The following is a 24,891-nucleotide window of genomic DNA, read 5'->3' on the forward strand; positions in this document are numbered from 1 at the left end:
TGGCCTCCATTCGCAGCACAAGGCTGCTCCTACAAAGGTATGCGTACGCCGATCGATGTAGGAGCAGCCTTGTGCTGCGAATGGGCCGCAAAGCGGCCCCAATTACCTCAGGCCAATTCCTCGGCCTGATCCTCCCGCACAATCGCTTTCACTTCATCCCGACGGCTGATGAACTTCCAGTCCGCCTCGTCGATATAGATGCCATTCGGCCCGCTGCCGCCTTCCAGGTCGATCGCCACACGCGCCGACACCTGCGGCTTCACGCTCGCCAGGATCGGCACGAAGCCCAGCTGCAGGCTGGTTTCCAGCAGCGCAGCCTGGTTGCGTTCGTCGATGTCCGCCGCTTCGTCCAGGTAGTACGGCAGGCGGATGCGGCCGGCCAGGTCGCGGTCCATCAGGTGCAGCAACAGGTACATGTTGGTTAGCGCCTTGATGGTCATGGTGGTGCCGTTGGATGCCGCGCCGTCGATGTCGGCATGGATCACCGGCTGGCCGTTGACCTTGGTGATCTCGAACGCCAGCTCGAACAGGTCCTTCAGGCCCAGCTGGTTGTGGTTGGCCGCCACCAGCCGTGCCAGGTATTCCTTGGCCTCTTCGTTCTTGTTGTCCTGCTCGGCGCTCTGGGTCAGGTCGAATACCGACAGGGTTTCGCCTTCTTCGTACTGACCAGCGCTGTGGATGATCTGGTCGATGTGCTTGAGCGCTTCCTTGTTCGGCGCCAGCACCACACGGAAGCTCTCCAGGTTGGATACCTGGCGCTTGTTGATCTCGCGGTTGAACAGAGCCAGCTGGTGCTCGAGGCTGTCGTAGTCGCTGCGGATGTTGCGCAGGGTCCGGGCGATGTCGGTGACTGCCGCGCGGCGGGCCTTGGCCAAGGTCAGGGCTTCGTCGGTGCGGTGCGCATAGGCATTCACCAGCAGTTGCAGGCGGCGCTCCATGTCGTCTTCGCTGTCGAACTTGGCCACGCCTTTCAGGCGCACCTGGGCGTACAGCGCCTCGATCTGGTTGTCCACCCGCTGCAGGCCCTGCCAGCTGTCCTGGTAGTCGTTGAGCAGTGGCAGCAGGTTGTCCATCGAGTCGTCGACGGCTTCCATGTACGGCGTGCCGTAGGGCAGGTCGGCCGGCAACAGCTGACGACGGCGCAGGGCGTCTTCCAGGGTGCGCTGCTTGGCTTCGAGGTCGCCGATCTGCCGGCCGACCAGCTGCAGCTTGGCCGACAGTTGCTGGACACGTTCGGTGAAGGCGTCGCTGGAGCGCTTGAGTTCGTCCTGGGCGGCTTCGAGCTGCGACAGCTGCTCCAGCTTCTCGGGCTCTTCGGCGGCCAGGGTTTCGCTGCGGCGGAAGTCTTCCAGCGCTTTTTGCGCGTCCAGTACTTCCTGGTACAGGGTTTCGGTCTGCGCCTTGGAGGCGGAGCGGTCGGCGGCCACGGCTTGCTGGGTCTTGAGCTGCTTGAGCTCCTTTTCCAGGCGCTCTTTCTGGTCGCGCAGGGCGGCACGGTCGGCCAGGGCCTGCAGTGCTGGCGGGTCGATGTGCGACAGGTCGATGGACAACCCCGGGGCTTCGAAGCGTTCGCCCTTGAAGCCGTCGAGCACCGCCTCCAGCGATTTTACCCACAGGTCGCTGTCGTCCAGTTCGATACCACGGTCACCCAGCGGCAGACTGAACAGCGCGCCGTTGAACAGGCGCATCAGGCGGTCGACGTCCTGCTGCGAGAACTCTTCGCGCAGGCGGGCGTAGCTGTTGTTGTCGGCGTGGTCGAGCTGTTGCTTGACCTGCTTCAGGCGTTTTTCCAGGTCGCGGACGCGTTCGTCGAGGTCTTCGGCGCTGAACTGTCGCGACTGGGCCAGGGCGCCGGCCAGTTCGTCGTGGGCGTCCTTGGCCGCCAGCAGTTGCTGCTCCAGCACCTTGACGTCATCGACCAGGGCGAAGCGGTGCTTGAGCACCGACAACTCGCCCAGCCAGCGCTGGATACCGGTGATTTCACGCTCCAGGCGCATCAGTTCCTGGGTGCCGCCGCGCTGGTCGTTCTGCAGGCGGTCCTGCTCGCCACGGTAGTGCTCGGCCTGGATCACCAGCTCTTCCTTGCGCGCCATGGCGTATTCCTGCCAGGTGCCCAGCAGGGTGTCGAGCACTGGCGAAATGCGGTGCAGCTTGCCGCGCAAGATGTCGCGCTGGGCCACGCCACCGGCCAGGGCCTCGACCAGCGGGCCGGCGGCGACCAGGGCGTTGTAGTCCTGCTCCATGCGGCGCACGTCGCGGAAGGCTTCCTCGCAGGCGGCGATGTAGTCGACGCTGCCGGAGCGCAGGCTGTGCTCGAAGGCGTCGAGGAACAGCTGCTTGAGCTTGGCGGCGGTGATTTCGCGCATGTGCAACAGGTTGATGAACAGCGCACGGAAGGTTTTCAGGCTTTGCTCGCTGGTCGAGCGCAGCGGGATCATGGTCAGGTCCAGCGGCACCGAGGTGTGGCCGCCGACCAGCAGCCGGCGCAGTTCGTCCGGCTTCAGCTCGTAGGCCTTGATCCCCAGGCGCTCGAGGTTGGTGAACAGCTCTTTCTGGCGCAGGCAGGTGTCGTTCTTCTGGTAGTGGGCCAGGTCCAGTTCGCCCTTGTAGGCAAAGAACTGGTGGCCGAAACCGCCGCCCGGGCCGCGGCCGACCACGCCGATGACATGCGGGCCGTGGGGCAGGCTCAGTTCGCAGAGAATGTACGAGGTGTCGCTGGCGAAGTAGAAGCGGCGCGACTGCTCGAGGCTGTACTTGCCGAAGCTCATGTCCGACATGCGCGCCAGGATCGGGAACTGCAGGGCGTTGATCGACGCCGATTTACCCAGGTTGTTGGCACCGTATACCGACAGTGGATGCTCCAGCGGGAACAGGCCAAGGCTGTAGCCGGCGGTGTTGAGCAGTGCGAAGCGGCGGATGCCGTAGCGTTCCTGGCTCATGCGTCAATCTCCTGTTGCTCTTCGCGGATCGCCCGGGCCAGGGCTTCCTCTTCGCTTTCCTCGCCCTCGAAGGGGCTGAGGTCGAGCGGGTCGTCGGTGCGGTTGAGTTCTTCGGGGCTTTCTTCCTCGACCAGCACCGGGGTCGGCAGCGGCAGGTCGCTGTGCAGGGTGGCCGCCAGGTCGCGGTCCTGCTGCACGGCCAGGCACACATCGAGGAACCGGTGCATCGGCGGCAGGAAGCGGTAGATGCCGCCTTCCTCGAAGGCGAAGCCTAGCTGGGTCATGCGGCGCAGGATTTTTTCTTCCAGCTCGTCCACGGTCTGCACTTCGGCCTGCAGGAACAGGTCGCGGTACTTGTCCAGCAGCGAGGGCAGTTCGTCACGGCCGATGCTGCCGCCATCGAGCACGGCCATCGGGTCGCGGCCCTGGTCGGCCAGGTGTTCGACCAGGATGAAGGTGAATAGCGACAGGCGCTGCGCGGTCTTGTTGACCTGCGCGGCAGTCATGTCCGGCACGAAGTAGTAGAAGCCACGGGTATCGCACACCAGTTCGAAGCCCAGGGCCTTGAACAGGGTGCGGTACTGGTCCTGGAAGTTCGACAGCTGGGCGTACAGCTCGGGGTCGCGGCGGCTGACGTGGAAGCCTTTGAACAGCTCGCGGAAGATCGGCGCGAGCTGGGACAGTTCGGAAAGATCAAGATGCATGGGCTGGGCTCGCGTTGGATTCGGTAGGCGCGCTGGCGGCGTCTTCGCGGCTGGAGGTCAGGGCGAACGAGCGCAGGCTGACCAGGTGTTCCTGGGTGATGTACTCGCGGCGGTCGAGGCGTTCGCGCTTGAAGCGCTTTTCCCGCGACAGGCGCGAGAACCAGTACAGCAGCTCGTCGGTGGCGCCTTCGGGTTCCTGCTCCAGCAGCCAGACCATCAGGTCGGGCAGCGGCAGGGCCTGTTCGCAGCGTTCGGCCATTTCCTTGACCGTACGCGGTGCACGGGGCAGGGCGCCGGACTGGGTCTTGTGGGCCTTGGGGAAGCGCGCCGGCTTGGGCTCGAAGCGGGCCAGGGCGTAGACATAGGCTTCCACCTGGCTGGCGCTGCCGAGGAAGGTGCTTTGCGGGCGGGTGAACATCGGCATGGCCGCTTGCGGTACGGCGTCGATGCCCTTGCGCCGGATCACCGACAGGGCCAGCGCGGCGCCACGGGTCACGGCGTTGTGCCGGCGGGCTTCTTCACGCAGCGGCAGCAACAGTTCGCGGGCGTGACGCAGGGTCAGCTGGGCGCTGGTCTGCATTTCCAGGATGCGCGCGTGAGTGCGCAGCAGCATGTCGTCGTCGACCAGGTGGCCCAGGCGCGCCTGTTCGCCCAGCAGCTTCAGCAGCACGGTCTCGACCTTGCGCACGCCCTGTTCGAAGGCGCCGTCGGCGTTGACCAGCTGGATCATCGGCTCGACGTACTCGTCCCAGGTCGCCAGTACTTCGGCATAGCGCTGGCGCAGCGGGATCTGGCGGTTGCTGGTCTTGGCCCGCTCGGCCACGGCCACCAGTGCCTGCTCGTCGTTGTCGAGCTTCTTCAGTACATCGCGCACGCGCATGTCGAGCAGGCGCAGCTGGCGTGCCAGGTCGTCGCTGTCGCGGTTGTCGAAGGCGTCCTGGATATGCCCGGCCAGGCGTTCCAGGTGGCGCAGGTAGGCTTCGATCTCCAGGCACAGGCCCAGCCGGTGTTCGCGGCGCAGGTAGGCGAGGAAGTCATGGATCTGCGCGTTGAGCTCGAAACGGTTCGGGCTCTTGGCCACGGGGACCAGGATATCCAGACGGATCCACACGTCGAGCAGCTGGGTGATGTCCTGCGGGGTGCTCTCGACCTGCTGGCGGCCCACATGCTGACGCAATTCGACCAGGCTCAGGGTGCCCTGGTCGAAACGCTCGCACAGCGGCTCGATCAGGGCCCAGTGTTCGGCTAGGGCGCGCAGGACGCGCTTGGGTTCGATCATTGGCTTCGACTCGTTGCCAAGAAAAAGGGGGCGATTGTACTGCATCCGGGGGGGAGGTTTTCACCCCTTGGTCTGTAATGAGCGATAACCTTGATCCGTGCAGGGGATTCACTGGCCTCTTCGCGGGTGAACCCGCTCCCACAGGCACTGCACAAGGCCCTGTGGGAGCGGGTTCACCCGCGAAGAGGCCGGTACAGACAACAAAAATCCGCTGACCAGTTGCGGCACTAGAATGCCAACAGCGTTAGAATGCCCCACTGTCTCCACCCCTCGGATACCCGCTCTTGCTCACCGAACCCCGTCGCCGCGCCTACCTTTCCGCCATGCAAGTGGTGCACTGGCTGCCGCGCGCCGAGCTGCCGTTCGCCGCACCGTCGCGGCCCGAGCTGCTGATGCCGGTGGCGCCGGTCGAGGACCTCGATTTCGACGTCAGGCCGGCACCGGCTGCTACCGAGGCACCAGCCGCCCCCCAGGCTCGCTCCGGCGAGCGGCCGAAAATCGAGATTCCGCGCCCGGGCAGTGCGCCAAAACCGGCCACCAAACCAGCCGAGGCCGAGGAGCAGGCCGCGCCACCGCGCCCGGCCCCGGTGCCGCCTCCGCGCTTTTCGCTGCAGCTGCTGCGCGCCGGCAGCTGCCTGCTGCTGGTGGAGCTGGCCACCGGCCAACCGTTCCAGAGCCGCGATCCGTCCTACCTGCTGCTCAAGGACATGCTGCGCGCCGCCGGGCTGCCCGACGCCCCGCAGATCATCGGCGAGCCGGTGCGCTGGCCGCTGCTGGTGCGCGGCAACATGGACCAGGGCCCGGAGGCCGCGCGCGATTTCGTCCAGGGCTTTGTCCAGGCGCGCCTGGAAGAGGCCCCGTGCAGCTGCCTGTGGCTGATCGGCCTGCCAGCTTTGCGCTTTGCCGCCAACGCCGACGGCGAAGCCTATTACCAAACCCTGAAGCTCGAGGGCCTGGGCGAAGCCTGGGCCTTGCCGGGCCTTGAACTGTTGATGGACGAGCCGCAGCGCAAGGCGGACGTCTGGAAAGCCATGCGCCAGCTGATGGCGCGCTGGAAGAGCGTTGAATGAGTGACTCGATCAGCTTCCGCCCGATGACCGAGGCGGATCTGGATGCTGTACTTAAGATCGAATATGCCGCGTTCAGTCATCCCTGGACCCGCGGGATCTTTCAGGATGCGCTCAAATCGTACGAAGTCTGGCTGATGTTCGACGGCCAGCAGCAGGTGGGCCATGGCGTGATCAACGTGATCATCGACGAGGCGCACCTGCTCAACATCACCGTCAAGCCGGAAAACCAGGGCCGCGGCCTGGGCCTGCGCCTGCTCGAGCACCTGATGGCCCGGGCCTACCAGCTCAATGGCCGCGAGTGCTTCCTGGAAGTGCGCGCAAGCAACCAGTCGGCCTATCGTTTGTACGAGCGCTACGGTTTCAACGAAATCGGCCGCCGCCGCGACTACTACCCGGTTGCCGGCGGCCGTGAGGATGCGCTGGTGATGGCCTGTACCCTGCTCGAAGACTGAGCAGGCCTGCACGGGCCCTTTCGCGGGCACGCCCGCGAAAGGGCCGGTGTGTCGATCACAAATCCTGCGGCTGAACCTCGGCCGGCTTGTCCAGCTCGCGCAGGCTTCTGGTCACGCTGCCGGTATTGCATTTTGCCGCCGCCTGCTCCGGTGTGTACTTGCGCACGGTGCGGAAGAACAGCTCGCAGGTCTGTTTCTTCTGTGTAACCTGCCACTTGGTCGAGCAGGCATCCAGCGTCAGCTTGGCATCGGCCCGTTGATTGCGCCCCATCCCTGCCTGCCAGCAGGCCGCTGTCAGGTCTTGTCCCATCATCTTCAACCCGGCAGCGTCGGCTGCATCCTGGTCGCCACCGTGGCTGTCCTTGTTCGCCGCATACCATATGGCGCTGGGGTGGTTGGCGCCCAGCACCGGCACCTTGGCCCCTGGCTGCGGACTGATGCTGACCAGGCCCAGTACATTCACCTGCGGCCCGTACTGCTGCTGGATCCAGCTGCGTACCGGCGCGCCGAATGCCACCATCGGCAGAGGCCTGGCGGGGTTTTGCAGAGTCATCTCGCTGACCATTCGCACCTGGTAGTCCTTGAAGTAGGTGTAGGTTTCCTTCAGCGTTTCACCCGCGCTGGCGGGGGCGGCGATGGGAGCGATATCGATAATGGTCTGGTAGGCCGGGGTCTGGCCGGCGTCAACGCCGTTGAATGTCAAAAGCTCCGCCCAGCGGTCGGTGGTGTTGGAGCGCAGGTAGTCCTGGGCCTGGGTCAGCGAGTAGTCCGGCGGGAAGTGCAGCAGTTCGATGCTGCGGCGATTCTGTAGGGCCATACCCAGTGGCAGGAACAGATACCAGTCATAGGACCATTTGCCTTCCTCGTTCAGCCGGGTGGCCGCCTGATAGGCAAGATCGCCGCTGTCGAGCAGCTTGCGCAGGGGTTTTGCATAGTTGGCGGGTACGCCACTGATGGTTGCGTGCAGGCGATCGTTGTCGCGGCTTACATGCACCTGGGCCGCGGCATGGCCGTCGCGGCGGACGCTCTGGGTCAGGTAGTGTTCTACGGTTTGCTCCAGGGTCCAGTCGCGATAACAGATCACGTGGCAGTTGTTGGGGAAGGCGAAAAGGCGGGTGACGCGCTGGGCGTCGCCCAGGTCGATTCGCGCATCGGCGGCGGCAAGGCCGCTGAAGGCCAGGGCGGCAAGGCTCGGTAATGCCATCTTGTGCATGCTTAACTCCTTGTTGGGCGCAGCCGTATTCGGCAGCGTGGCACATACTGTGGCAAGGGGAGCAGGGATGAAAAGTGCTGGATGGCTGCCGCTGGTGCTGGGCATGCTGGGTGCAGGGGCGCAGGCCGATGAGCGTGATATCTGGTTGTTCGCGCAATGGGCTGGAGACCATCAGACCCGGCCGTTTCGCGAGATGCTGGTGGATGCCCGCCTGTATGGCGTGGTGCCGATCCATCAGTTGCTGCGTTCGGCTTCGGACTGGAAGCTATGCCGCGCGTCCCCCTTCGCCGTGCCACCTGCCAGCAACTGGCCGCAAGTGCGGTCAACGCTCTCGCTGATCAAGACGCTCGACGAGCAAGGCATCCTGCGCCAGTTCGAGGTGGTTTCGGCCTACCGCGATCCACGCCTGAACGCCTGCGCCGGCGGGGCGGCCAACAGCGCGCATACCCGCGCGTTCGCCGTCGATATCCTGCTACCCGACTGGGCGGACCCCAACCCGCTGTGCCGTTTCTGGCAGCAGTATGGCCAGGCCTGGAACATGGGCCTGGGGCGCTATCCGTCCGGGCGCATACATGTGGATACTGCGGGTTACCGTACCTGGGGTGGTGACGGCCGTGCGGGTTCGTCGTTCTGTATCAAGCCCAGATGAGTCAGGCAGTTTGTGCATTCGCCCGTCACCCACGTGGCGAAGCGCTGGCGCTTGCCGTTGTCTTCCAGTGGCTGGGGGCTGAGCAGATGGTAGGCCGAGCCGTCACGCACAAAGCCGAACGGTGCCTGCAACTGCCCGTTGTCGAGCTCGTCGCGCACCATGAGGGCTGAGGCAATGGCCAGGCCCAGGCCAGCGCTGGCGGCCTGGATAGACAGGTAGAAATGCTCGTAGTCGCTGCGCTCGGTGTGCCGGGCCTGCTGGCCGCTCAGGCGCAGCCAGTTGGGCCAGGCGCCGGGGCGGGTGGCGCTGTGCAGCAGGCGTTGGCCTTCGAGTTGGGTGGGGGCGGTGGGGCGGCAGACCGGGCCGATCCATTCGTCGCAGATCTTCTGGTTGTACAGCTGCTCGTCCCAGTGGAAGTCATCGCGGCGTATTGCCAGGTCGACACCACTGCGGGCGAAGTCCAGTGGCCCGCCCGCGGCCACCAGGTGCAACTGCAGGTCGGGATGTGCGGCATGGAAGCGGGGCAGGCGCGGAATCAGCCAGCGCATCGCGATGGTCGGCTCGCACGACAACACCAGCACGTTGTCGCGGGCCTGTTGTTGCAAGCGCTGCACGGCGCCTTCGAGCTGCTCGAAGATCGCCTGGGTGGTGCCCTGCAAGGCACGCCCGGCAGGGGTGAGGAAAATGGCCCGGTTGCGGCGCTCGAACAACTCCACACCAAGGCTTTCTTCAAGCAGGCGCACCTGGCGGCTGACTGCGCCATGGGTGACATGCAGATGCTCGGCGGCGCGCACGAAGCTTTCGGTCTCGGCGGCTATGTCGAAGTAGCGGAAGGCGTTGAGTGGCGGCAGTTTCATGGCATTCCTTTATGCCTTTGCGGGCCTCTTCGCGGGTAAACCCGCTCCCACAGGTGATACGCACCCCTCGGGTTTGGTGAAGTCCCTGTGGGAGCGGGTTTACCCGCGAAGAGGCCCGCACAGGTTCTATATTTCTGTGAGGAAAGCTATCAGATTTGCCCCACTATAAATCGATTTTCCCCTATCCATAAGCTCTCGATAATTACCTGGTCTGTGCATTTCCATCGCCTATCGAGAGCCACCAGCATGACCGAAATCATCGCCGTCGCCCTGTTCACCTTGCTCGCCGTCATCAGCCCCGGTGCTGACTTCGCCATGGTCACCCGCAGCAGTTATGCACAGGGTCGCAAGGCCGGGCTGGCTGCTGCCGTGGGTATTGCCCTGGGAGTGCAGGTGCACGTCCTGTACACGGTGCTGGGCATCGCGGTGATCATCAGCCAGAGCCCGACCCTGTTCCTGACCATGAAAGTGCTGGGCGCGGGTTATCTGGTCTACCTGGGCTACCAGTCACTGACCAACACCCGACGCATCAGCCTCGACGGGGTTATCGCATCATCAGCCGCCAGCGTAACGCAGGCATTGCGCACGGGCTTTCTGACCAACGCCCTCAACCCCAAGACCATGCTGTTCGTCATCAGCGCCTTCACCCAGGTGGTGCAACCTGGCAGCTCGCTGGCGCTGGATTTTGCCTACGGCGCTTTCATGTCCGTTGCCCACTGGCTGTGGTTCAGCCTGGTGGCGGTGTTCTTCTCCAGTACGGCATTGCGCAAGGCGATGATCGAGCGGCAAAGGCTGGTGGACCGGGTAATCGGCCTGGCGCTGATCGGGTTGGGGCTGGCCGTGGCGGTAACCGGCATGCGTTGAGCCGGCAACCGAATGCCCTGTGCAGGAAGGGGGCAGGGCTGTGGGGAATTTTTTGCAGGCAAAGAAAAAGGGCTTACCTTGCGGTAAGCCCTTCGTCTTGTTTGGTGGCTACACAGGGACTTGAACCCCGGACCCCAGCATTATGAATGCTATGCTCTAACCAACTGAGCTATGTAGCCGATGGCGCGCATTATTCTCTTGAACGGCCCCCCTGTCAACACTCATTTCAAAAAAAATTTGCACGCTTTCAAAAACTTAGCGGCCAGGCGCGGGTTCTGTCTTGCCCAACGGCATGTCGCCGGCTTTCAGCTGCCCGCTGCGCCAGCCATCGGCGGCCTTGAGGTCGGCTTTCTGCACCGGGCCGATACGCGCGCCATCGAAGGTTACCCGCTCGCCCGCCGATACCATGCGCTGTTCGCCACCCTGGTTAACCATGGCCTTTCCGCTGAGCACCACCAGTTCGTCATGGCCGGCATGGCGGGCGACCTGCAGGCGAGTACCGAACACCTGGATGCGCGCGTCGCCCACTGCCACCTCCATGGCCCGGCCGTCGAGCGTCACCTCAAGGTACACCCGGCCCTGCACCAGGTGCAGCTGGCGCGTGCGCCCGCGCAGGTCAGCGTTCATAGCGCTGGCGCTGCCCAGGTGCAGGGTGGTGCCATCGGCCAGGCGGACACTGCGGCGTTCGCCTGTATCGGTGTGCAATTGGCTGCCCAGACGCTGCATCAGCGGCCAGTACAGGTAGACGGCGGTGCCCAGCCCCAGCAGGAACAGTAGCGCCAGCCATTTGCTCAAATGGCTGGCGCGCGTGGTGATCTGTCGTGGACGGGGGCGAGCAGGCATCGGGCTCATGAATTCGGTCTGCTCGCGGTGAGGGCTGTTTCGCCCAATGATTGCAGGGTATTGAGCCGAAGATGCTAATTATATTGAGAACCATTTACAAGTACGCTGTCGCAGAGAATTAAAAAAGGTAGCTATGTATCTATTCGTTTCCCGATAATCGGATCCCAAACTACGGATGGAGATTCAGGCACATGGCTATCAGTAGCGCCTCTACGGCGCCAACCGGTGCGACGACGAGCCAAGCCACGCCGCTGGTGATGCGCATCATCGGCTTTTGCGCCCTGGCGCACCTGATCAATGACCTGATCCAGTCGGTGCTGCCGGCGATCTACCCGATGCTCAAGGCCAACTACGACCTGAGTTTCGCCCAGATCGGCATGATCACGCTGACGTTCCAGATCACCGCCTCGCTGCTGCAGCCGTGGGTCGGCTTCTTCACCGATCGCCGACCGGCACCGAACCTGCTGCCGCTGGGCACCCTGTGTACCTTGGTGGGTATCGTGATGCTGGCCTTCGTCGGCAGCTTCCCCATGATTCTGCTGGCATCGGCGCTGGTGGGGATCGGCTCGTCGACCTTCCACCCGGAAACCTCGCGTATTGCGCGCCTGGCCTCGGGCGGGCGTTTTGGCCTGGCCCAGTCGACCTTCCAGGTCGGCGGCAACACCGGCTCTGCCCTGGGCCCACTGCTGGCGGCGGCCATTGTCATTCCGTTCGGTCAGAGCCACGTGGCCTGGTTCGGCCTGGCTGCGCTGTTCTTCCTCGGCGTCACCCTGATGCTGCGTGGCTGGTACAAGGAGCACCTGAACCAGGCCAAGGCGCGCAAGGCAGTGCAGGCGACCCATGGCATTTCCCGCGGGCGGGTGGTTGCGGCGCTGATCGTGCTGGGCCTGCTGGTGTTCTCCAAGTACTTCTACATGGCCAGCTTTACCAGCTACTTCACCTTTTACCTGATCGAGAAGTTCGATGTGTCGGTGGCCAGCTCGCAGCTGCACCTGTTCCTGTTCCTCGGTGCGGTGGCGGCGGGTACCTTCTTTGGCGGGCCGATCGGTGACCGCATCGGGCGCAAGGCCGTGATCTGGTTCTCGATCCTTGGCGTGGCGCCGTTTACCTTGGTATTGCCGTATGCCGACCTGTTCTGGACTACCGTGTTGAGCGTGGTGATCGGCTTTATCCTGGCCTCGGCGTTTTCCGCGATCGTGGTGTATGCGCAGGAGCTGGTGCCGGGCAGCGTGGGCATGATTGCCGGGATCTTCTTCGGGCTGATGTTTGGCTTTGGTGGCATCGGTGCGGCCTTGCTGGGGTATGTGGCGGACATGCGTGGCATCGAGTACGTGTACGAGGTGTGTTCGTTCCTGCCGTTGTTCGGGTTGTTGGCGGTGTTCTTGCCGAGTACCGGCAAGCGTTGATATTGCCGGGGCTGCTTTGCAGCCCATTCGCAGCACAAGGCTGCTCCTACAAGGTGCACGCGGTCCGCTGTAGGAGCAGCCTTGTGCTGCGAATGGGCCTCGTAGAGGCCCTCGGCATTTGACGACCCAGCCTGCAGTGGCCTAGAGTCCGCCCTTTCTCCAACCACCTGCGTAGTAGCCAAAGCAATGTGCCGTACCCAGTCCCTGCCAAACGCCCGCCAGCCTGCCTTCCAGGCCCTGCGTCGTGCGTGGCCGAGCGATACGGTGCTCAAGCGTCGCCGCAGCGTGCTGTTTGCCTTCACCTTCTCGCCACACCTCGCTTGAACTGATCTGCGCTTTCGCGTCGCTCGCCGCCCTGGCGTGCGCGCCTGTGTCTGCACGTCTTTTCGGTTTGCAAGGAGTGGTACATGAACATGCGTTTTCTGGCGGGCTTGTTGTTCGCCGTTTCGGTCGTGGGTTTCAGTCTGGGGGCCAGCCTGCCGCTGGTGTCGTTGCGCCTGCATGAAGCCGGTGCGAGCACCCTGGAAATCGGCATCATCTCGGCCATACCCGCTGCGGGCATGATGCTCTCGGCGTTCCTGGTCGACGCCTGCTGTCGCCACCTCACCCGGCGCACCATCTACCTGCTGTGCTTCAGCCTGTGCACGCTCAGCATCGCCTTGCTCGAGTCTGCGTTCGGTTCGCTGTGGCAGTTGGCGCTGCTGCGCCTGGGCCTGGGGTTGGGCATGGGTATTGCCATCATCCTTGGCGAGTCGTGGGTCAACGAGCTGTGCCCGGAGCACAACCGCGGCAAGATCATGGCCCTCTACGCCACCAGCTTCACCGGCTTCCAGGTGCTCGGCCCGGCCATGCTGGCAGTGCTGGGCGCCGACAGCCCGTGGATAACTGGTGTGGTCACCGCCTGTTATGGCCTGGCGCTGCTGTGCATCGTGCTGACCGTGCCCAACGACCATGTGGAACATGAAGAAGGTGAAAAGAGCTTCGGCCTGGCTGGTTTCTTCCGTGTGGCGCCGGCGTTGTGCGTGGCGGTGCTGTTCTTCTCGTTCTTCGATGCCGTGGTGCTGTCGCTGCTGCCGGTGTATGCCACCAGCCATGGCTTTGCCGTGGGCGTGGCGGCGCTGATGGTGACCGTGGTGTTTGCCGGTGACATGTTGTTCCAGTTGCCGCTTGGCTGGCTGGCCGACCGGGTGGAGCGCACCGGGCTGCACCTGGTGTGCGGGCTGCTGGCGATGGCGATCGGTATCGGCCTGCCCTGGCTGCTGAACCTGACCTGGTTGCTGTGGCCGCTGCTGGTGCTGCTGGGCGCTGTGGCAGGGGGCATCTATACCCTGGCGCTGGTGCTGATCGGGCAGCGCTTCAAGGGGCAGGACCTGGTTACCGCCAATGCCAGCGTGGGCTTGCTGTGGGGTGTGGGCAGCCTGGTCGGGCCGCTGGTCAGCGGTGCGGCGATGGATGTGGCGCCGCATGGTCTGCCCATCGCGCTTGCGTTGATGGCCGGGTTGTTCGTGTGCTTTGCCCGGCAGTCGTACCGACGCGCGGGGCGGTTGCGGGCGGTGGCGGACTGAGGCCTTCCTGGCGTGCGCAATACATGTGGGAGCGGCCTTGTGTCGCGAAAGGGCCGCAAAGCGGCCCCAAAAATCTATCCGGCGCAGTTGAAACCCTGGGGCCGCATCGCGGCCCTTTCGCGACACAAGGCCGCTCCCACAAGGCGACCGTGTTGCTCTGTCAGAAACTCCCGCGCAAGGTCACCGACACATTGCGCGGCTCGCCCCAGTAGTACCCCGTCGCCGTGGTGCCGATCTGTCGGTAGTACTTCTTGTCGAAGATGTTGTTGGCGTTCAGTTGTACTGAGTAGTTGTCGTTGATGCGATACCCGAGCATGCCGTTGTATACCGCATACCCCGCCTGGGTCGCCTTGGCCGTGCCGCTTTCTGAATAGATGTCGCTCTGCGCCTGCACGCCGCCGCCAATGGTCCAGGCATCCAGCGTGCCCGGCAGGCGGTAGCTGGTGAACAGCCGCAGCATGTGCTCCGGGTCGGTGGTGCGGATCGCGTTGCCATTGGTGGCTGCCGAGTTTTTCAGGTACTCGGTGGTGTTGTAGGTGTAGCCACCGGTGACCTGCCAGCCCGGCAGCACTTCGCCGGAAATCTCCAGGTCGATGCCCTCGCTGCGGCTCTTGCCCGAGGCGATCTTGCAGCGGCCGGTGGTGCCGTTGCAGCCGATTGGCGTGGACAGGTCATCCACCGGCGTACCGACCTGGTTGATACGGAAAAACGCCAGGCTGGTGTTCAGCCGGCCATCGTAGAACTCGCCCTTGATACCCGTTTCGTAGGCTTCGCCGATGATCGGGTCGAGCACCGAGTTGTTCTTGTCCACCACCGTTTGCGGGCTGAATATCTCGGTGTAGCTGGCATACACGCTGAAGTGGTCATCCAGGTCGTAGATAAGCGCCGCATACGGCACGATCTTCTCGTCGACGCTGAACTTGCCGTTGGCACCGGTGTTGTTTTCCTGTTCGTAGTCATACCAGTTGGCCCGTGCGCCGATGATCGCGGTCAGCGGTTCGGCCAGCGAGATGCGCCAGGTGGCATGCGCCGCTTGCTGGGTGGTACGGGTGCGCACCGGATGCGCGGTGATGTCGATGTCCGGTTCGGGCAGGCTGGTTTTCGGGTCCCAGTAGCGGATGTCGTACAGCCCGGAAATCACCCGGTTGGTGGCCGAAGCGTAGGAGTCGTTGCGAATCCGTTCGACGCCGACCATCAGCTCGTGGGTGCGGCCAAACAGGTCGAACGGGCCGTTGAGGGTGGCGCTCAGGTTGTTCTGCAGGCTCTCGCCGCCGTCGCCTTCGGTAACCTGATATTGCATCAGGTACGGGTTGCCGCTGGGGTTCAGGTTGGCCGGTGCGCGTTCCATGTAGGTTTGCTTGAAGCCATGGTCATCCAGCTCGAAGTGGGTACGCAGGGCCATCAGCTTCAGGGTCCAGTCGTTGTCGAAGCGGTGTTCCAGTTCGGCAAAGGTGTTCAGGTTGCTGCGGTCCCAGCGGTTCCAGTCGGCGCCCAGGTAGGTGCTGCGTCCGAAAGGCAAGGGGGCGCCGCTGGCGTCGGCGGGCAGGTTGCCCCAGGCTCCGGTGGCGTCGAGCTTGGTCCATTCGACACCGGTGGTCAGCGTGGTGCTGTCGTCCAGGTCGAAGGCCAGCGAGCCGCCGAACGCTTCCTTGCGCTCCATGCGCGAGTCCTGGAACAGGTCGCGGTCGTCATGCACGGCGATCACCCGCCCGCGTACGTTGCCGGTTTCGGTCAGCGGGCCGGAGATATCGGCCACGTAGCGCTGGGCATTCCACGAGCCCAGGGTCACGCTGCCCGTAGCCTGGAAGTCATGGGTCGGGCGCTTGCGCACCAGGTTCACCGTGCCCGACGGGTTGCCGGCGCCACGCAGCATGCCGGTGGCGCCGCGCAGCACTTCAGCGCGGTCGATGAACGCCGAGTCGGTCTGGATGAACGAACCGCCACCGCTGCTCTGCACCACGGTGGCGCCGTCGTACTGGATGGCATCGATGGCAAAGCCGCGCGAGTAGTACTGCACCCGCTCGCTGTCGGTGTAGTTGACCACCACGCCGGGTGTCTGCTCCAGCAGGTTGGTCAGGTTGGTGATGTTCTGGTCATCGATGCGCTGGCGGGTTATCACGCTGACCGATTGCGGGGTGTGGCGCAGGGTTTGCGGCATCTTGCCGATGGTCACTTCGCCGGTAGTGTAGGAGCCGGTGTGCTCGGTGGTTTCGCCCAGGCGGTCGCTGGAAATACTGGTAGCGCCCAGCTCAAGGGCGTTTCCCACATCCAGCGCCGGCATCAGCAGGAAGCTGGTTGCGCTTTCCTGCTGGACCTGCACGTTGCTGCCCTGCAACAGGATCGACAGCGCCCCCGCACCGTCATGTCGGCCCTGTACGCCGCGGGTGGTCTTGCCCTGCAGGCTGTTCGCGTCGAACGACAGGTTCAGGCCGCCCTGGCGGGCCAACTGGTCCAGCGCCGGAGCCAGCGGGCCGGCCGGGATGTTCCAGTCGGTCTGCTGGCTCTGGCTGGCCGCTGCAGCCTGGGCCATGACCGGCAAGGTGCCGCCAGCTGCCAGGCCAAGGCCGAACACGGCCGCGCGTACGGCACGGCGCAGCCTGTCGTTGCGAGGGGAACACGGGGCAATCATGAAGCGCTCCTGAAGGTTGTGAAGACCACTTTTCGGGTTTTGTTCCTTCAGGCCGGACGAGAATGAGATTCCACCTCATTTATTTTCGAGAATTTTTCAGGCCGCACCGATGCTCACCCAATAACGCGTGCGGTATTCGACCCGCACAGGCAGGCTGCGGGTTAGCAGTTGCAGGATCTGCCCGGTGTCGGCCAGCTGGTAGGTACCAGATACCTTCAGCTCTGCCACTTCGGGGGCGCAGCGCAGCAGGCCTGGGCGGTAGCGCGCCACTTCGGCGATGAACTCGCCCAGCGGCATCTGCTGCACGCTGAGCACGCCGTCGGTCCAGCCCCAGGGGTCGCTGTGCAGCGTCACCGCCTGGAAGCTGCCACTGGCCCACACCTGCAAGGTTTCGCCTGGCAGCACCCGGCGTGGCGAGGCCGAGGAGGGGAACAGCGTGACGTCGCCCCGGCGTACCGCCAGCAACAGGCCCTGGTCGTTCTCGCGCAGCAGCAGGTGGCTGTCGAGAGTGGCCAGTTGGCCAATGCGTGTGTCGATGCGGAACGGGCGGTTGTCGTTGGGGTTGCTGTCCAGGCTCACCTCGCCACGCACCAGTTGCAGCCTGCGCTGCTCGGCGCTGTAACTCAGGTCGATGGCGCTGGCGGTATTGAGCTGGATGCGGCTGCCATCGCTGCCTTGCAACCGGCGGCGCTCGCCGGTGGCAGTGCTGCTGTCGGCAAGCAGTTGGGGTATGCCCAACGGCTCGCGCGCGGCCCAGCCCAGGCTGCCGCCCACGGCCAGCACGGCCAGCAGCTTGAGGTGGTCACGGCGGCTGATGCGCTGGCGCTGGCTGGCATCCAGAGTGCGCCGGCTCAAGGCCTTGGGCAGCCCGGCCAGTTCGTCACCGAGGTGGCTGACCCGCTGCCAAGCCAAGGGATTGTGCGGATGGCTGGCCAGCCAGTGCTGGAACTGTTGCTCGGTACGCGGACAGGGGCTGTCGAAGCGCAATTTCACTAGCCAGTCGATGGCCTGGTCGACCTGCGCCTGCGCGGGCGCGCTGTCAGGCGTCGGCATAGCGCAACCGGTAGCAGACGCCCAATGCCTTGGCCAGGTCGCGTTCGACGGTGGCCCGCGATACACCCAGGCGCAGGGCGATCTGGACGATGCTCAAACCGTCGAGCTGAGCCAGCAGGAATGCCTGGCGGGCACGCGGTTTCAGCTGGTGCAGGGCACGGTCGAGGCGCGCCAGGGTATCGAGGATAACCAGTCGATCTTCTTCACTGGGTACTTCGGCTGCGGGCAGGTGAGCCAGGCTTTCCTGGTAGGCCCGTTCCAGCGCGCGGCGGCGGAACTGGTCGATCATCAGGCCACGGGCGATGCTGCTGAGATAGGCGCGTGGCTCCTTCAGCGGCGACAGCTGGCGGGCCCGCAACAGCCGCACGAAGGTATCCTGGGCCAGGTCGGCGGCGTGCTCGCTGCAGCCGACCCGGCTGCGCAGCCAGCCGTGAAGCCAGCTGTGGTGGGCCTGGTAGAGCAGAGCGACCTCGGTCGGCTTGAGCGTGTCGTTGATCTGCATCTTGGTGAAGGCCCGGTCCTGTGGATATATGCGATTGTGAATTGTTCTCAATTCTATGCGGGGACGATAGCTCGGAGCAATGGCATGCCAGGAATTAGCCGCGCAAGAACCGGCGTTTGCCCGATGAGCGGCTGCGCTAAGCTGGACCTGCAATCGACTTGATGGAGGTGCCATGATCCTGGCCGACCTTTCGCATGACGCGTACCGCGAGGCCACCGAATACCTGGCGGCGCTCGACCCTGACTGGTCGCGGCATATCGCGGCGACCGGGCCTTGCCTGCACCAGGCCACGCCGGGGCGTGAGCCTTACGAGGTGTTGGTGCGGGCGATTGCCTACCAGCAACTGCATGCCCGTGCTGCCGAGGCAATTCTTGGGCGCTTGCTGGCGCTGTTCCCGGATGCCGCGTTCCCAGGGCCGGAGCAGTTGTTGGCGGTTACACCGGAAACCATGCGCGCTTGTGGTTTTTCCGCGAGCAAGATGGCGACGATCCAGGGTATTGCCCAAGGCCGGCTGGACGGCCTGGTGCCGACTCGGGAAGAGACACTGGCCCTGGCTGACGAGGCGTTGATCGAACGGCTGGTGGCATTGCGCGGGGTAGGGCGGTGGACGGTGGAGATGTTGCTGATCTACAGCCTGGCGCGTTCGGACGTACTGCCCGTCGACGATTTTGGCGTGCGCGAGGGCTACCGGCGGCTGAAGGGGCTGGACAAGGCACCGACGCCTGCGCAGATGCGTTCGCTGGGCGGCGGTTGGCGGCCGTATCGCACCGTGGCGGCCTGGTACCTGTGGCGGGCCTGAGGTCTTGCACTGCCTGTGCCGGCCCTTTCGCGGGTAAACCCGCTCCCACAGGGATTTCCACAGCCTTGAACGTCTATGCAGTACCTGTGGGAGCGGGTTTACCCGCGAAGAGGCCGGCAAAGGCAACAACCTACCTGGACATTTACCCATGAGCTCCTACACCACCCCCGACCAACGCTGGCAAGCCGTAGCATCCCGCGAAACCGCCGCCACCGGTCACTTCGTCTACGCCGTGCGCACCACCGGTATCTACTGCCACCCCGGCTGCAAATCACGCCTGGCCAAGCGAACCAACGTCGAGTTCTACGACACCCCAGCCGCCGCCGAGGCCGCCGGCTACCGCGCCTGCAAACGTTGCATCGCCACCACCAGCGCCACGCGCCACAGCCAGCTGGTCACCCGCGCCTGCCGGCTGATCGAAGCCAGCGACCCTGCGCCCAGCCTCGACCAACTCAGCGCCCAACTGGCCGTCAGCCCTTTCCACCTGCACCGCCTGTTCAAGGCCGAAACCGGGCTCACCCCCAAGGCCTACGCCACCGCCTTCCGCGCCCGGCGCCTGCGCGCGCACCTGGAAGATGGCCAGCGCTCTGTCACCGATGCCATCTATGATGCCGGCTACAACTCCAACAGCCGTTTCTACGAAAGCGCCGACCAGCGCCTGGGCATGCGCCCGCGGCAATACCGCGCCGGCGGCGCCGGGGCAACCATCCACTTCGCCCTAGGCCAGTGCTCTCTGGGCGCGATCCTGGTGGCCCAGAGCGAGAAGGGCATTTGCGCGATCCTGCTGGGCGACGACCCCGAGGGCTTGCTGCGCGACCTGCAGGACCAATTCCCCAGGGCCCACCTGGTCGGCGGCGACAGTGCTTACGAACGGTTGGTCGCCGAGGTAGTGGGCTTCGTCGAAGCCCCCGCGCTAGGCTTGGCCTTGCCACTGGATGTGCAAGGCACAGCGTTCCAGGAACGGGTGTGGCAAGCCCTGCGCGAGGTGCCGGCCGGCAGCCGGGTCAGCTACACCGACATCGCCGAGCGCATAGGCGCGCCCAAGGCGGTGCGTGCGGTGGCCCTGGCCTGCGCAGCCAACCACATCGCCGTGGCCATCCCTTGTCATCGGGTGGTGCGCCGGGACGGCGACATCAGCGGCTACCGCTGGGGTGTCGAGCGCAAACAACAACTGCTCAAGCGAGAAACGGCACTCTCCTGATTGCCTGAAGCCGCGTAGAATCCCCCGCCAAATCGAATTGTAAAGAGGAATATTCGATGAGGCGTGTCAGCCTTGCCCGTTATTGCCCAGGCCTGATGGTTTTCATGGCCCTGATGCTGGCCATTGCCAGCCCGGTTTGGTCGGCCCCGGCCACGCCTTTGTCCAATTTGGCGGTTGCCGAAGCGAACGTGCTGGATGAAAACGCCAGCATCGAGCAGTTGAGCGATCGACTGGACCAGATCCGCCAGGGGGTAACCAGCGAGGCCAACGACGACCTGCTGTCGCAACTGCGTCTGGGCGCCATGCAGGTCCAGCGCCAGGCCGATGCCTTAAGTGCCCTGCGCACCACGGATGTAGAGAAAGTCGACGACAAGCTCAAGGTCATCGGGCCGGTCCAGCCGGACGAGGCTGCCACCCTGACCCAGCAGCGCAAGGAGCTGGAGGCCGAGAAGAAGGCCTTGGTAGCCCAGCAGGAGCAGGCGACCAAGCTGACCCAGTCGGCCCGCGACCTGTCCACGCAAATCGTCAACCTGCGCCGCAGCCAGTTCAACTCGCAGATCACCAGCCGCGCGGCCTCACCGCTGAGCCCGGCGTTCTGGCAGAGCATCATTCGCCCCACCCAGGACGACGTGGCACGCCTGCGTGACCTGCGTGGCGAGACTGCCGATGCCATTGCCAGCGCCTTCAGCGCCGAGCATCGCTGGCTGTTCATTACCAGCCTGGTGGCGGCAATCCTGGTATGGACCCTGGTGCGCCGCATGCTCGAGCGCCTGCTGGCCGGCGCCATGGTCAGCTGGCTACCCGAAGGCCGCCTGCGCCGCAGTGCGTTGGCGCTGGGGGTGAGCCTGGCAACCCTGGGTACCATCGCCGGCTCGGTCTCGCTGCTGCGTTGGGGGCTGGAGAGCAGCGCCGAGCTGGGCTCCGATATCGCCAGCCTGGCCAACCATGTGCTCGCGCTGGTGGTGTTCAGCGCCTTCATCACCGGCCTGGGCCGCGCCATGCTGATGCTGCAGCGCCCATCCTGGCGCCTGCCGCCGATTCACGACGAAGTGGCCAGCGCCCTGGGCTGGTTCCCCAAGGTGCTGGCGTTGGCGCTGATGGTCATGATGACCATGGAACGCATCAACAGCGTGATCGGTGCCAGCCTGGCGCTGACCGTGGCGGTCAACGGCCTGACCGCGCTGGTAGTGGCGGTCACCTTCGCCGGTGCGCTGCTGCGTTACCGCCGCACCCTGCGCAAGCATGACCTGGAGCGCCCCACAGGCCTGGCCGGGCTGATCCCGTTCGTGATGGTGATCTGGCTGACGCTGATCCTGCTGGCCCTGCTCGCCGGGTACCTGACACTGGCCTACTTCCTCACTGCCAAGCTGCTGTGGGTCAGCCTGGTGGTCACCTGCGCCTACCTGCTGACCACGTTCTTTGGCGACCTCTGCGAAACCCTGCTGTCGCCCCGCCAACCCGGCGGCCTGGCGCTGGCCTCGACCCTGGGCCTGGCGCCACGTCACCAGGCCCAGGCCAGCACCATCCTGGCTGGTATCGGCCGCACCGTGGTGCTGTTCCTGGCGTTGTTGCTGGCACTGATGCCATCGGGCACCAGCCCCAGCGAGCTGCTGCTGAGCCTGGGTGATTGGGACGAGACCGGCGGCAAGCTGCTGGGCAACATGAACATTGTCCCCCAGGACATCCTGTTGGCAGTGGTGATGTTCCTCGGCGGCCTGTTCGCCATCCGCGTGGTCAAGCGCTGGCTGAGCGATCGCCTGCTGCCGGAAACCGACATGGACGCCGGCATGCGTGCCTCGCTGGTGACCCTGGTGGGCTACCTGGGCTTCATCTTCCTGGCCATGCTGGTGATGTCGACCCTGCGCATCAACCTCACCAGCCTGACCTGGGTAGTCAGTGCCCTGTCGGTGGGTATCGGTTTCGGTTTGCAGCAGATCGTGCAGAACTTCATTTCCGGCCTGATCCTGCTGACCGAGCGCCCGGTGAAGGTGGGCGACTGGGTCAGCCTGGCGGGCGTCGAGGGCGACATTCGCCGTATCAACGTGCGCGCCACCGAGATCCAGATGTCCGACCGTTCGACGGTGATCGTGCCCAACTCGCAGTTCATCTCGCAGAACGTGCGCAACGTGACCATGGGTAATGCGTTGGGTGTGGTCGGCATTACGCTGACGCTGCCGCTGGAGACCGACGCCAACCGCGTGCGCGAGTTGCTGCTGGCGGCGTACCAGGAGCACGAAGCGATTCTGGACGCGCCGGCGACGTCAGTGTCGTTCAAGGACCTGACCAGCAGCGGGATGGTGATTGGTGTAAGTGGTTACGTGGCGGGGCCGCGGCAGGTGTCCGGTACCCGTAGCGATCTGTTGTTCACCATTCTTGGTCGTTTGCGTGATGAGGGCATTTCCCTGTCGTCGCCGCAGAGCATGGTGTTGGTGCAGGAGGGCGCGCGCTCGGCTGACGAGTCGGTGTGAGCCTTGGGGGCTGCGTTGCAGCCCATCGCGACACAAGGCCGCTCCTACAGGGAATGTGCAATCCAACCGGCTGCGCGATCCCTGTAGGAGCGGCCTTGTGTCGCGATGGGGCGCAAAGCGCCCCCAGCCTCAATGCTGCTTGGCCTGCCTGATCCTCAGCAAAATCACCAGCAACACCAACAGCACAGGCGGCGCCATGGCCAATAGCCCATCCCGCGCCGTCAGCCCCAACCCCAGCACATTCAGCCCGCCATACAGCAGCTTGAACAAGTTCAGCAGGTAGTAGGTGATGGCAATGATCGACAGCCCCTCCACCGCCCGCTGGATCTTCACCTGAGCATCGGCCCTGGCATTGAGGCTGCGCAGGATCTCGGCGTTCTGTTCTTCCATCTCCACCTGTACCCGCGCTTGCAACAGATCGCCCAGGTTGGCCACATTCTTCGCCAGCTGCTCCAGGCGCTGTTCGGTGGCCGCGCAGTAACGCACGGTCGGCTTGAACCGGCGTTCGATGAACACCCCCAGGCGCTGGCAGTCGCCCACATGGCTTTCCCGCAGTTCGCCCAGGCGCTCGAACACCAGTTGCGCATAGGCTTGCGTGGCGCCGAAGCGGTGGCGGGTCTTCACCGTGCGGCTGACCACCTGGCGTGACAGGTGGGCAATGGCCTCCAACAACCCTTTGGAATCATGGCCATCGACCCCGGCACTACGCTCCGAGAGGCTGACCAGGGTCTTGTCGAAGGCATCCAGCTCCAGGCTCAGGTCCTTGGCGGTGGTCAGGGTCAGCGAGGCCATCATGCGGTAGGTCTCGATCTCCAGCAGACGGCGGATCATGCGGCCCTGACGGTAGGCATTGAGGCGACGGTTGATGAACAGGAAGCGGTTGGTGCCGTCCTCGGTCAGGCGAAAATCGCTCCACACCACCGCATCGCCACCGCCGACGCAGGAGCCGCACGGGTCCTTGAAGCCGTATTGGGGCAAGTCCAGGTCCTGTTCGTCACGGACCAGCACCTGCACGGCGTTGATCACTTGCGCCGCTTGCGGGGCGATAGCCTCGGCCAGCACCGGCGGCAGGGTTTGCCACTTGGTGTCGGCGGCAGTGCAGGGCACCACCAGGGTCAGGGTGAAGAACTCGGTGTGCCGCTCCCACTTGAACGGGTGGCCATTCAGGCGGGTGATGCCTTGGGCGGCTGCGGTGTCCAGGGCATCCGGGCAGCAGCGTTGCAGCAGTGCCGCACAGGCAGCATCGCCGCCGAGCAAGGCCAGATGGAAGACATGCGCCGGGCCGTCGAAATACAGCGACGGGCGGGCGTGCAGTTCGTTGTGCAAGGCGGTGCGTTGAGGATGCATGGGTGGTCCGGCCTGGTGTTGTGATTGTGGGGGTACCAGGAAGTGGGACTTTGCGGGGGGAGGGGAAAGTCACGCGGGGGCAGAGTTTTGTGTCGCTTGTACCGGCCTCTTCGCGGGCAAGCCCGCTCCCACAGGTACTGCACAGCACTCACGGGCGGCACCGTCCCTGTGGGAGCGGGCGTGCCCGCGAAGAGGCCGGTGAATCCAGCATCAATGTCAGGCTTTACTCGCGGTTCAACAGCAACTGGTTGAGCGCCCGGGTCATTTGCACGTTATGCACAGTATTGACCAACAACCCGATGCCCGGTTCGCCAGCGTTGGCGCAGTTGTATTCGTCCAGGGTGTCCTCGATGCCGAGCAGCAACCGCGAGACGTATCGCAGCGCCTCGGGTGAGGGTAAGTCGTTGTTGATGGTGTAGAGAAACGGCTGCGGCGTGGGTTGGATGATTCCCAAGCTACTTCCAGCTGAAGCATTTGGTTTCAGGTTGGGAAAAATCTTACATTTGAAGGGCCAAGACGAGGGCTTCGCCCTCGATCGCCGGCAAGCCAGCTCCCACAGGGATAGCGCATGGCTTGAGGTCAATGCGGTCGGGGTGGGAGCAACTGTCTTGGATATCTCTTCAAGCCAGCACTGGCCCTTTTAGGAGCGGCCTTGTGTCGCGATGGGCCGCAGCGGCCCCGGCAATCTTTGCTGCGAAGCTGAAAACCTGGGGCCGCTTCGCGCCCCATCGCGACACAAGGTCGCTCCTACAGGTATTTGCACATGGCTTGAGGCCGGTGTGGTCGAGGTGGGAGCTGGCTTGCCGGCGAATGGGCCGCAAAGCGGCCCCTTGCGATATCAGCCTAAACACCGCGTCACATGCTTGACCGACTGGTAGGCCGACAACCCCCAAGGCCCCAGTTCACGCCCGATCCCGCTGCCCTTGGTACCGCCCCACGAGGTTTCGACGAACACCGCCTGTACCGAATTGATCCACACATGGCCAACCTCCAGGGCATCGGCCACCCGCTCGGCGCGCTCCAGGTCGGCGGAGCACACCGTCGCCACCAG

21 protein-coding genes, 1 tRNA gene and 1 pseudogene are annotated in these 24,891 nt (G+C 64.5%); 10 read left to right on the top strand and 13 right to left on the bottom strand.

Annotation, left to right across the window (positions count from 1 at the left end; translation table 11 throughout):
- Positions 1-107 precede the first annotated feature (107 nt).
- From mksF to mksB, 3 genes are read right to left on the bottom strand one after another with little or no spacing between them, the layout of a single operon-like run.
- Complete coding sequence (mksF, locus tag JV551A3_RS05080; protein WP_133978388.1) at positions 108-2,939, bottom strand: Mks condensin complex protein MksF; 2,832 nt, start codon at positions 2,937-2,939, stop codon at positions 108-110.
- Positions 2,936-3,643: an Mks condensin complex protein MksE gene (gene mksE, locus JV551A3_RS05085; RefSeq protein ID WP_013970824.1), complete on the bottom strand. Its 708-nt coding sequence runs from the start codon at positions 3,641-3,643 to the stop codon at positions 2,936-2,938. Before mksE ends, mksF begins: the two co-directional genes overlap by 4 nt.
- On the bottom strand, positions 3,633-4,922 hold the full coding sequence (gene mksB, locus JV551A3_RS05090; protein ID WP_112251945.1) for an Mks condensin complex protein MksB: 1,290 nt from the start codon (positions 4,920-4,922) through the stop codon (positions 3,633-3,635). The genes mksE and mksB overlap by 11 nt, the downstream gene beginning before the upstream one ends.
- A gap of 284 nt (positions 4,923-5,206) precedes the next feature.
- On the opposite strand from mksB, the gene JV551A3_RS05100 reads away from it, so the two are divergent.
- Together JV551A3_RS05100 and rimI are read left to right on the top strand one after the other, a co-directional pair.
- Positions 5,207-5,992 carry an energy transducer TonB gene (locus JV551A3_RS05100; RefSeq protein WP_133970220.1) on the top strand — a complete coding sequence of 262 codons (786 nt, stop codon included), beginning with the start codon at positions 5,207-5,209 and terminating at the stop codon, positions 5,990-5,992.
- On the top strand, positions 5,989-6,444 hold the full coding sequence (gene rimI, locus JV551A3_RS05105; protein ID WP_046616794.1) for a ribosomal protein S18-alanine N-acetyltransferase: 456 nt from the start codon (positions 5,989-5,991) through the stop codon (positions 6,442-6,444). Before JV551A3_RS05100 ends, rimI begins: the two co-directional genes overlap by 4 nt.
- Before the next feature lie 55 nt (positions 6,445-6,499).
- On the opposite strand, the gene JV551A3_RS05110 is transcribed toward rimI, so the two are convergent.
- Complete coding sequence (locus JV551A3_RS05110) at positions 6,500-7,657, bottom strand: hypothetical protein (protein WP_133978390.1); 1,158 nt, start codon at positions 7,655-7,657, stop codon at positions 6,500-6,502.
- Positions 7,658-7,724: 67 nt separating this feature from the next.
- Here JV551A3_RS05110 and JV551A3_RS05115 point away from each other — a divergent pair, with 67 nt between their 5' ends.
- Positions 7,725-8,306: a D-Ala-D-Ala carboxypeptidase family metallohydrolase gene (locus JV551A3_RS05115; RefSeq protein ID WP_205125930.1), complete on the top strand. Its 582-nt coding sequence runs from the start codon at positions 7,725-7,727 to the stop codon at positions 8,304-8,306.
- Here JV551A3_RS05115 and JV551A3_RS05120 read toward each other — a convergent pair.
- Complete coding sequence (locus tag JV551A3_RS05120; protein ID WP_133978392.1) at positions 8,246-9,163, bottom strand: LysR substrate-binding domain-containing protein; 918 nt, start codon at positions 9,161-9,163, stop codon at positions 8,246-8,248. The two genes, JV551A3_RS05115 and JV551A3_RS05120, sit on opposite strands and share 61 nt — an antisense overlap.
- A 246-nt stretch (positions 9,164-9,409) precedes the next feature.
- Here JV551A3_RS05120 and JV551A3_RS05125 point away from each other — a divergent pair, with 246 nt between their 5' ends.
- Entirely contained in the window at positions 9,410-10,027 is a 618-nt protein-coding gene (locus tag JV551A3_RS05125) for a LysE family translocator (protein WP_133970223.1), read from the top strand.
- A gap of 102 nt (positions 10,028-10,129) precedes the next feature.
- Here JV551A3_RS05125 and JV551A3_RS05130 read toward each other — a convergent pair.
- Both JV551A3_RS05130 and JV551A3_RS05135 read right to left on the bottom strand, forming a co-directional pair.
- Positions 10,130-10,206 (bottom strand) — tRNA-Met (locus tag JV551A3_RS05130).
- Positions 10,207-10,306: 100 nt separating this feature from the next.
- Positions 10,307-10,879 (bottom strand): annotated as a pseudogene (locus JV551A3_RS05135) (FecR family protein); the annotation flags it as partial.
- Positions 10,880-11,061: 182 nt separating this feature from the next.
- On the opposite strand from JV551A3_RS05135, the gene JV551A3_RS05140 reads away from it, so the two are divergent.
- The 3 genes from JV551A3_RS05140 (at position 11,062) to JV551A3_RS05145 (ending at position 13,841) form a co-directional block, all read left to right on the top strand.
- Entirely contained in the window at positions 11,062-12,276 is a 1,215-nt protein-coding gene (locus JV551A3_RS05140) for an MFS transporter (protein ID WP_133970225.1), read from the top strand.
- A 186-nt stretch (positions 12,277-12,462) separates the two neighbouring features.
- Complete coding sequence (locus tag JV551A3_RS30610) at positions 12,463-12,600, top strand: hypothetical protein (protein WP_166674214.1); 138 nt, start codon at positions 12,463-12,465, stop codon at positions 12,598-12,600.
- Positions 12,601-12,683: 83 nt separating this feature from the next.
- Positions 12,684-13,841 (top strand): MFS transporter, encoded by a 1,158-nt coding sequence (locus tag JV551A3_RS05145; protein ID WP_133970226.1) that lies wholly within the window; start codon positions 12,684-12,686, stop codon positions 13,839-13,841.
- A gap of 160 nt (positions 13,842-14,001) precedes the next feature.
- Here JV551A3_RS05145 and JV551A3_RS05155 read toward each other — a convergent pair whose 3' ends face one another.
- From JV551A3_RS05155 to JV551A3_RS05165, 3 genes are all read right to left on the bottom strand, one after another.
- Entirely contained in the window at positions 14,002-16,470 is a 2,469-nt protein-coding gene (locus JV551A3_RS05155; RefSeq protein WP_133970227.1) for a TonB-dependent siderophore receptor, read from the bottom strand.
- A 96-nt stretch (positions 16,471-16,566) separates the two neighbouring features.
- Entirely contained in the window at positions 16,567-17,523 is a 957-nt protein-coding gene (locus tag JV551A3_RS05160; RefSeq protein ID WP_133970228.1) for a FecR domain-containing protein, read from the bottom strand.
- Positions 17,510-18,025 carry a sigma-70 family RNA polymerase sigma factor gene (locus tag JV551A3_RS05165; RefSeq protein WP_133970229.1) on the bottom strand — a complete coding sequence of 172 codons (516 nt, stop codon included), beginning with the start codon at positions 18,023-18,025 and terminating at the stop codon, positions 17,510-17,512. The genes JV551A3_RS05160 and JV551A3_RS05165 overlap by 14 nt, the downstream gene beginning before the upstream one ends.
- Positions 18,026-18,197: 172 nt before the next feature.
- Between JV551A3_RS05165 and JV551A3_RS05170 the strand changes: the two genes are divergently transcribed.
- From JV551A3_RS05170 to JV551A3_RS05180, 3 genes are all read left to right on the top strand, one after another.
- A complete protein-coding gene (locus JV551A3_RS05170; RefSeq protein WP_133970230.1) occupies positions 18,198-18,824 on the top strand; it encodes a DNA-3-methyladenine glycosylase family protein in 627 nt (208 codons plus the stop codon).
- A gap of 148 nt (positions 18,825-18,972) precedes the next feature.
- Positions 18,973-20,025: a bifunctional DNA-binding transcriptional regulator/O6-methylguanine-DNA methyltransferase Ada gene (ada, locus tag JV551A3_RS05175; protein ID WP_133970238.1), complete on the top strand. Its 1,053-nt coding sequence runs from the start codon at positions 18,973-18,975 to the stop codon at positions 20,023-20,025.
- Positions 20,026-20,081: 56 nt separating this feature from the next.
- Positions 20,082-22,493, top strand: a complete 2,412-nt coding sequence (locus JV551A3_RS05180) for a DUF3772 domain-containing protein (RefSeq protein WP_133970231.1) — start codon at positions 20,082-20,084, stop codon at positions 22,491-22,493.
- A 129-nt stretch (positions 22,494-22,622) separates the two neighbouring features.
- On the opposite strand, the gene JV551A3_RS05185 is transcribed toward JV551A3_RS05180, so the two are convergent.
- The 3 genes from JV551A3_RS05185 to JV551A3_RS05195 all read right to left on the bottom strand — a co-directional run.
- Entirely contained in the window at positions 22,623-23,840 is a 1,218-nt protein-coding gene (locus JV551A3_RS05185) for a DUF3422 domain-containing protein (protein ID WP_133970232.1), read from the bottom strand.
- Between the two features lie 223 nt (positions 23,841-24,063).
- Positions 24,064-24,294, bottom strand: a complete 231-nt coding sequence (locus JV551A3_RS05190; RefSeq protein ID WP_235874544.1) for a hypothetical protein — start codon at positions 24,292-24,294, stop codon at positions 24,064-24,066.
- Between the two features lie 384 nt (positions 24,295-24,678).
- The coding region (locus tag JV551A3_RS05195) for an aldehyde dehydrogenase family protein (RefSeq protein WP_133978394.1) at positions 24,679-24,891 on the bottom strand (213 nt) is incomplete at its 5' end.

Source organism: Pseudomonas inefficax (genome assembly GCF_900277125.1).
GTDB lineage: Bacteria > Pseudomonadota > Gammaproteobacteria > Pseudomonadales > Pseudomonadaceae > Aquipseudomonas > Aquipseudomonas inefficax.

Coding starts and splice junctions, on each gene's coding strand:
- mksF (WP_133978388.1), bottom strand. CDS start 2,939: ATGAGCCAGGAACGCTACGGCATCCGCCGCTTCGCACTGCTCAACACC.
- mksE (WP_013970824.1), bottom strand. CDS start 3,643: ATGCATCTTGATCTTTCCGAACTGTCCCAGCTCGCGCCGATCTTCCGC.
- mksB (WP_112251945.1), bottom strand. CDS start 4,922: ATGATCGAACCCAAGCGCGTCCTGCGCGCCCTAGCCGAACACTGGGCC.
- rimI (WP_046616794.1), top strand. CDS start 5,989: ATGAGTGACTCGATCAGCTTCCGCCCGATGACCGAGGCGGATCTGGAT.
- JV551A3_RS05110 (WP_133978390.1), bottom strand. CDS start 7,657: ATGCACAAGATGGCATTACCGAGCCTTGCCGCCCTGGCCTTCAGCGGC.
- JV551A3_RS05115 (WP_205125930.1), top strand. CDS start 7,725: ATGAAAAGTGCTGGATGGCTGCCGCTGGTGCTGGGCATGCTGGGTGCA.
- JV551A3_RS05120 (WP_133978392.1), bottom strand. CDS start 9,163: ATGAAACTGCCGCCACTCAACGCCTTCCGCTACTTCGACATAGCCGCC.
- JV551A3_RS05125 (WP_133970223.1), top strand. CDS start 9,410: ATGACCGAAATCATCGCCGTCGCCCTGTTCACCTTGCTCGCCGTCATC.
- JV551A3_RS05140 (WP_133970225.1), top strand. CDS start 11,062: ATGGCTATCAGTAGCGCCTCTACGGCGCCAACCGGTGCGACGACGAGC.
- JV551A3_RS30610 (WP_166674214.1), top strand. CDS start 12,463: ATGTGCCGTACCCAGTCCCTGCCAAACGCCCGCCAGCCTGCCTTCCAG.
- JV551A3_RS05145 (WP_133970226.1), top strand. CDS start 12,684: ATGAACATGCGTTTTCTGGCGGGCTTGTTGTTCGCCGTTTCGGTCGTG.
- JV551A3_RS05155 (WP_133970227.1), bottom strand. CDS start 16,470: ATGATTGCCCCGTGTTCCCCTCGCAACGACAGGCTGCGCCGTGCCGTA.
- JV551A3_RS05160 (WP_133970228.1), bottom strand. CDS start 17,523: ATGCCGACGCCTGACAGCGCGCCCGCGCAGGCGCAGGTCGACCAGGCC.
- JV551A3_RS05165 (WP_133970229.1), bottom strand. CDS start 18,025: ATGCAGATCAACGACACGCTCAAGCCGACCGAGGTCGCTCTGCTCTAC.
- JV551A3_RS05170 (WP_133970230.1), top strand. CDS start 18,198: ATGATCCTGGCCGACCTTTCGCATGACGCGTACCGCGAGGCCACCGAA.
- ada (WP_133970238.1), top strand. CDS start 18,973: ATGAGCTCCTACACCACCCCCGACCAACGCTGGCAAGCCGTAGCATCC.
- JV551A3_RS05180 (WP_133970231.1), top strand. CDS start 20,082: ATGAGGCGTGTCAGCCTTGCCCGTTATTGCCCAGGCCTGATGGTTTTC.
- JV551A3_RS05185 (WP_133970232.1), bottom strand. CDS start 23,840: ATGCATCCTCAACGCACCGCCTTGCACAACGAACTGCACGCCCGCCCG.